Origin of the sequence: Shouchella shacheensis (genome assembly GCF_001484965.1) — a bacterium.
GTDB lineage: Bacteria > Bacillota > Bacilli > Bacillales > Bacillaceae_D > Shouchella > Shouchella shacheensis.
In genome coordinates, this window is sequence record NZ_LLYY01000018.1 from 74,130 (window position 1) to 80,180 (window position 6,051).

At 42.6% G+C, this 6,051-nt stretch carries 7 protein-coding genes and 1 pseudogene; 7 read left to right on the forward strand and 1 reads right to left on the reverse strand.

Translation table 11 applies throughout. The features are described 5' to 3' along the window. Positions 1-15: 15 nt before the first annotated feature. The 3 genes from AVZ68_RS14350 to glnA all read left to right on the forward strand — a co-directional run bounded on the left by AVZ68_RS14350 (position 16) and on the right by glnA (position 3,156). Positions 16-1,272, forward strand: coding sequence for a methionine gamma-lyase family protein (locus tag AVZ68_RS14350; protein WP_437182700.1), 1,257 nt, complete (start codon positions 16-18; stop codon positions 1,270-1,272). 77 nt (positions 1,273-1,349) lie between these two features. Then, complete coding sequence (locus AVZ68_RS14355; protein ID WP_059105253.1) at positions 1,350-1,742, forward strand: MerR family transcriptional regulator; 393 nt, start codon at positions 1,350-1,352, stop codon at positions 1,740-1,742. A 64-nt stretch (positions 1,743-1,806) separates the two neighbouring features. Then, the gene (gene glnA, locus AVZ68_RS14360) at positions 1,807-3,156 is read left to right on the forward strand and encodes a type I glutamate--ammonia ligase (protein ID WP_059105254.1); all 1,350 of its coding nucleotides are present in this window, start codon (positions 1,807-1,809) and stop codon (positions 3,154-3,156) included. Between the two features lie 122 nt (positions 3,157-3,278). On the opposite strand, the pseudogene AVZ68_RS19925 reads toward glnA, so the two are convergent. Beyond that, positions 3,279-3,634, reverse strand: a pseudogene (locus AVZ68_RS19925) (tyrosine-type recombinase/integrase); the annotation flags it as partial. A gap of 109 nt (positions 3,635-3,743) precedes the next feature. Here AVZ68_RS19925 and AVZ68_RS20320 point away from each other — a divergent pair. From AVZ68_RS20320 to AVZ68_RS14375, 4 genes are all read left to right on the forward strand, one after another. Continuing rightward, the gene (locus AVZ68_RS20320; RefSeq protein WP_157404671.1) at positions 3,744-3,893 is read left to right on the forward strand and encodes a hypothetical protein; all 150 of its coding nucleotides are present in this window, start codon (positions 3,744-3,746) and stop codon (positions 3,891-3,893) included. Continuing rightward, entirely contained in the window at positions 3,887-4,156 is a 270-nt protein-coding gene (locus tag AVZ68_RS14365; protein ID WP_059105255.1) for a hypothetical protein, read from the forward strand. The genes AVZ68_RS20320 and AVZ68_RS14365 overlap by 7 nt, the downstream gene beginning before the upstream one ends. Before the next feature lie 304 nt (positions 4,157-4,460). Continuing rightward, on the forward strand, positions 4,461-5,024 hold the full coding sequence (locus AVZ68_RS14370; protein ID WP_059105256.1) for a GNAT family N-acetyltransferase: 564 nt from the start codon (positions 4,461-4,463) through the stop codon (positions 5,022-5,024). Between the two features lie 265 nt (positions 5,025-5,289). Next, positions 5,290-5,952 (forward strand): class I SAM-dependent DNA methyltransferase, encoded by a 663-nt coding sequence (locus AVZ68_RS14375; RefSeq protein ID WP_245628149.1) that lies wholly within the window; start codon positions 5,290-5,292, stop codon positions 5,950-5,952. Positions 5,953-6,051 lie beyond the last annotated feature (99 nt).

Here is a 6,051-nt window from a genome sequence, read left to right on the forward strand (position 1 = left end):
GCAGGAGACGATACCATCATGGGAAGCCTTTATTTTTCGGAAAAAATGCACGACCTTGTACAAAACGTGGAAACATCAATTGCAGAGCAGCACAAACACGCCGACGACGTGGCGCTTATCAATCAAAAGAGAGTCATGGATAGTTTCAGAAATCATGAAATTTCTGAGTTTCATTTTACGCCGTCCACAGGCTATGGCTATGATGATGTGGGAAGGGATACGCTTGAGGAGATCTATGCGGATGTCTTTGGTGGAGAGAGTGCTCTTGTCCGAGCTCAAATTACGTCGGGAACCCATGCCATTGCGACGTCGCTTTTCGGTGTGCTCAGACCCAGCGACGAGCTTCTATACATCACAGGCAAACCGTACGATACACTTGAGGAAATTGTCGGTCTGCGTGGATCGGGGAAAGGATCACTCAAAGACTACCATATTACCTACAAAGCGATTGAGTTACAGAAAGGAATGGTGGACAAGCAGGCGGTGCGCGAGGCGATTGGTGAGAAAACCAAAATGATCGGCATTCAACGCTCCAGAGGATACAGCGACCGTCCATCATTTTCTATCAGTGAAATTAGAGGGATGATCGGATTTGTTAAGTCCATCAAGCCTGATGTCGTTGTCTTTGTTGACAACTGTTACGGGGAGTTTGTGGAGACGGAAGAGCCCTGTCATGTAGGGGCTGACTTGATCGCAGGTTCGCTCATCAAGAACCCGGGCGGTGGGCTTGCCAAAACGGGCGGCTACATCGTTGGAAGGAGCGATCTGGTGGAGCTTGCCTCGTATCGCTTGCAAGCTCCCGGTATAGGGGCTGAGGGTGGGGCCAGTTTGTACACATTGCTTGACATGTACCAAGGGTTCTTCCTTGCCCCCCATGTTACCTCACAAGCAGTAAAAGGAGCAACTTTTACGGCGGGCTTGCTTGAGGCGATTGGGATGAGGGCAGAGCCAGCAGCCACAACAAGACGAACGGACTTAATTCAGGCGGTCCACTTTCAAACCGCTGAGCAAATGATCGCTTTTTGCCAAGCCATTCAAACCGCTTCGCCGGTAAATGCCCACGTCAAACCTCAGCCTAGTCCGATGCCAGGATACGCCGATGACGTTATTATGGCAGCAGGAACCTTCGTTCAGGGTGCGAGCATCGAACTCACGGCCGATGGACCGCTCCGTCCTCCGTACGCTGCGTATATTCAAGGAGGTCTGACGTACGAGCACGTTAAGCTCGCTGTAGTGCAGGCGATTCTTGAAACGTTTCCAGAAAAAATCTAGATGGAAGCTTAGCTGACATCAGTTGACATCAAAAGTGACGTTTAGTACGATATTTGAAAGGGAATGGAGGGGGTAAGATGAATGACCACGTTCGTCGAAACATGCCACTTTTTCCAATCGGGATTGTTATGAAGCTTACAGAGCTGTCCGCCAGACAGATTCGTTACTACGAAGAGCAAGCGCTCGTAACGCCGAGTCGCTCCGACGGAAATCAGCGTTTGTTTTCATTCCAGGATGTAGACAAACTTCTTGAAATCAAAGCGCTCATTGAGCAGAAGGTCAACATTTCCGGCATTAAGGAAATTTTTGAGCTGCGTTCGCATGCGTCCCCAAGCGATTCTCTAAACGTGAAAAAGGACCTTTCTGAGGCGGAGATCCGCAAGCTGGTGCGTAATGAGCTGAAGCAACCGCAGAAATATGGACGCGCGTCCTTGATACAAGGACAGCTCTCTCATTTCTATCAAAAGTAAAGAACCGGAGTGCTTGCACTCCTTTCTTACATAAATACTAAAAAGCGAGGAGAGACCATTCCGTATGCCTAAATTTTCAAAAGAAGATATTGTACGCATTGCGCAGGAAGACAATGTGCGTTTTATTCGCTTACAGTTCTCAGACTTACTCGGAACGATTAAAAACGTCGAAATTCCTGTCGATCAGCTTTCCAAGGCGCTTGACAACAAGATGATGTTTGACGGTTCGTCCATCGAAGGATTTGTTCGTATTGAAGAATCCGATATGTATCTCTACCCAGATCTGGATACATGGGTGATCTTCCCGTGGACGCCGGAAAAAGGGAAAGTCGCACGTCTCATTTGCGATATTTATCAACCTGGTAAACCAGGAGAAGAGCCATCTCCTTTTGAAGGAGACCCGCGGGGGATTTTAAAGCGTGTGCTCAAGCAAGCGGAAGACCTCGGCTTTACCGACTTCAACATCGGACCTGAACCGGAATTCTTCCTTTTCAAGAACGATGAAAAGGGTGAACCGACGCTTGATTTAAACGACAAAGGAGGCTACTTTGATCTGGCCCCTACAGATCTTGGCGAGAACTGCCGCCGTGATATCGTTCTTGAGCTTGAAGACATGGGCTTTGAAATTGAAGCCTCTCACCATGAGGTTGCACCTGGTCAACATGAAATTGACTTTAAATTCGCTGATGCCATCACTGCTTGTGATAATATACAAACATTTAAGCTCGTTGTTAAAACAATCGCCCGCAAGCACGGTCTTCACGCGACGTTCATGCCGAAACCGCTGTTTGGCGTAAACGGTTCAGGGATGCATTTAAATATGTCACTCTTTACGAAGGAAGGCAACGCCTTCTATGATGCGTCCACGGATACACAGCTAAGCGAAACAGCGATGCAGTTTTTGACAGGGATTCTTGATCATGCTCAAGCGTTCACGGCGATTACAAATCCTATCGTGAACTCCTACAAGCGTCTTGTTCCTGGTTATGAAGCACCCGTGTATGTGGCTTGGTCGATGCGCAACCGCTCACCGCTTGTAAGAATTCCTTCCTCACGCGGAATTTCCACGCGGATCGAAGTGCGTAGCCCTGATCCAGCGGCAAACCCGTATTTGGCAATGGCAGTAATGCTTGCTTCAGGTCTTGACGGTATCAAAAACAAAAAGACGCCGCCAGAAGCCACAGACCGCAACATTTACATCATGGAAGAAGAGGAGCGCTTGGAAGAAGGCATCAATGACCTTCCAGCGAACCTAAAAGAAGCTTTGAATGCGTTGAAAAAGGATGAAATACTCGTGAAAGCACTTGGCGAGCACGCCGTTGAGCACTTCCTTGAGTCTAAAGAAATTGAATGGGATATGTTTAGAACGCAAGTTCACCCATGGGAGCGCGAACAGTTCATGCAGAATTATTAAGAGCGGGAACCCTTGGCACTGCTGGTGTCGGGGGTTTTTGTTTTCATGGGTGAATCGTAAAGTTTAGACCGATTTAGCTCCGCACCCAGGAAACACCCATAAAAATTTATAAAAATTATAAGCTAGTCATTTAGCTTGTTCATGTACTCTTCATATTTATCGATGGTGGTTTGTTCGAGCTGTTTCGAAACATGGGAATAGACATCAGCTGTAATTTGCATGCTGCCGTGCCCTAATCGTTCCTGAACATATTTCATATCAGCCCGGATTCAAGTAACAGTACGGCATGTGTATGCCGCAGGGAGTGAATGGGGAGTTTAGGCAAGCCTGCACGCTTCAAAATTCGTTCAAGGGCGTTGAATAGACTGGACTTTGGCATATAGTTCCCATTTTTTCTGCATAGTACTAGGTTTAGGTCGTGATGGTAGAGTGAATTCAAAGCCAGCTTGTCTTGGTTTTGCTTCTTTTGGTGAAATTTTGAGCAATTGAAGCAATATGAAGGAGAAGCATTGCATTCTAAATCTCCAGATTATCAGGAACAGAATGGCGAGGAGCCATAAAACAGTTAATGGGGAGGAGTTTTGGGCTTGATAGAGTTATTGATACCAGGTGCAGCAACATTAATTGGAGCATTTTTAGGTGCTTGGTTATCAGGCAGAAAAACATTAGAATCTGTAAAACAGCAAATTGATTATCAAGAAAAGTTAAGGAAAAAGAAGAAAATGATACATTGTTAAAAGAATCAACATATTTTTATTATAAAGCTAAGGACATACAATTTGCTTTTGATGCTATTTTATCAAATGTCGATGATACAAAATTTATAGAAAGAACTAGAGAAGAGATATACATCTCGAAAAATAACTTAGTGTTTTACAAGGAACATGTGCCATACCATTTGTTCCAAAAGTTTTTATTAGTAAAAAACTGCGTAGTCAAAATTGATGAACACTACAAAGAAGAAAGATATGATATGGCAAAAAAAGAAGTGAAAAATTAAAGAGGCACAGTAATTAGTTTTTATATGTAAATAACATTTTGATGAATCATCTTGATTACACTTCAAATAGAGATATCAATCAAATTATAGCCAAAGCTTTAGTTGAACAATTTTGATTTGACTATGCCGCAAACAGGCCAGGTTGTTGAAAATTATCCTTTTAGTTAGTGAGGAACACTGGTATAATATTTATTTATATGATTTGAGCGAAAGGTGTGATGGCTTATGGCATATAAACTAAACTACTTTAACGTTTACACAGAAGCGTTTGTCATTAGGAAATCTGCGCTAAGGAGACATCACATTGAAAACAGAAGAAATCAAACTCCAATCTGAGACAGGGAGATTGGTATTAAGACCGTTACAAAATCAGGATTATGAACGGTGGCTGGAGGGTTGTCGTAACAGATTTCCTTCACAGTACAAATACGACGACGATAAAATAGACTTGAGTGGCTGGACGCAGCAAAAATTTAATGATGACGTTGTTTCAAAGTTTCAAGAGTATGCTGACCAAGACGAAGCGTATGTCTTTGGTGTCTTTCGAAGGTCAGATCAAAAACAAGTTGGTAAGGTTGAACTTGAAACGATTATGAGAAACGAATTTCAGTGGGGACTTTTAGGCTACACCATTCACAATCAATTTTGGCGGAATGGTTACGGGAAAGAAGCAGTAAAAGAGACGCTTAATATCGCTTTTAAAAATCTCCAATTCCATCGCATTGAAGCTCATATCAATGTTGATAATGAACCTTCCATTAAACTAGTAGAAAGCATAGGAATGGAATTTGAATGCATCAGGAAAGGATTTATATTTGAATTTAATGAATGGACTGACAACCTTGTGTATTATATGAACTCTAAGTAAATTTTGTCGGGCGTAATTCAACTAAAATGAATTGCGCCCACTGTTCATTAATCGAGGCGCGATAATGGAATAAGATTGTGCCCAGTGGAGGAGTTAATTTCCTTATTACGTGATTTAGTGTAACGTTAAAGCCAGGCATAGTGAAGGTAGAGAAAGGGGGAAAAGTATATTCTGGGTTATTATAATAAGCTTTTCTTCAGAGGTATATGATATAGACAAATATATTGGTCTTTCATTTGGAGATATTGAATTTTACAGCGAAAGATTGGCTTCTTGTGAGGGTAATGTTCTCGAACCTGGGGTTGGTACAGGTCGGATTCTTATTCCACTCCTAGAAAAAGGATTGAAAGTTGATGGTTTTGATGTATCCGAAGAAATGTTAAAAATTTGCCGTAATAACTGTGAAAGTAGAGGGCTACACCCGAAATTATTTGAAGGGAAAATGGACTCATTTTCATTGGACACAGAGTATGAGGCGATTATCGTACCAACTGGAACATTTTTGTTGCTACATAAAAGAGAAGATTCTCTTAGTGCTCTGAAAAATTTTTATAACCATCTTTCCGATGGAGGCAAACTTATCTTAGATGTCTTTTTGCAAACTGATCTAACGGTTGGTAATGCACCGACAAGAACTTGGGAATCCCAGAATGATGAGATTATCACTTTAGAAAGCAAAGTAGTAGAAGTTGACTTTATTAATCAATATACTATTTCCCATAATCGATATGAAAAATGGAATAATGGTCAATTAACGCAATCAGAGCTGGAAACGTTCCCACTTCGTTGGTATGGGGTTGAAGAGTTTAAAATGATTCTCGAGCAGGTTGGTTTTGAAGACATTATTATCTCAGCAGATTACAAACACGGAGAATATCCTACAGATTCAACCCAGACAATCACATCTGAAGCAATTGCTAATAAATAATTGTACCGCAATTGGGCGCGATTGTTGAGAATGGAATTGACATGTTACTTGAATGAATTTCATAAATCTCAGCCCTGGCAAACCAGGGGTTTCAAGGCG

Bases quoted from the DNA above. Each gene is read 5' to 3' on its own strand.
- AVZ68_RS14355 (WP_059105253.1), top strand. From the start codon at position 1,350: ATGAATGACCACGTTCGTCGAAACATGCCACTTTTTCCAATCGGGATT.
- glnA (WP_059105254.1), top strand. From the start codon at position 1,807: ATGCCTAAATTTTCAAAAGAAGATATTGTACGCATTGCGCAGGAAGAC.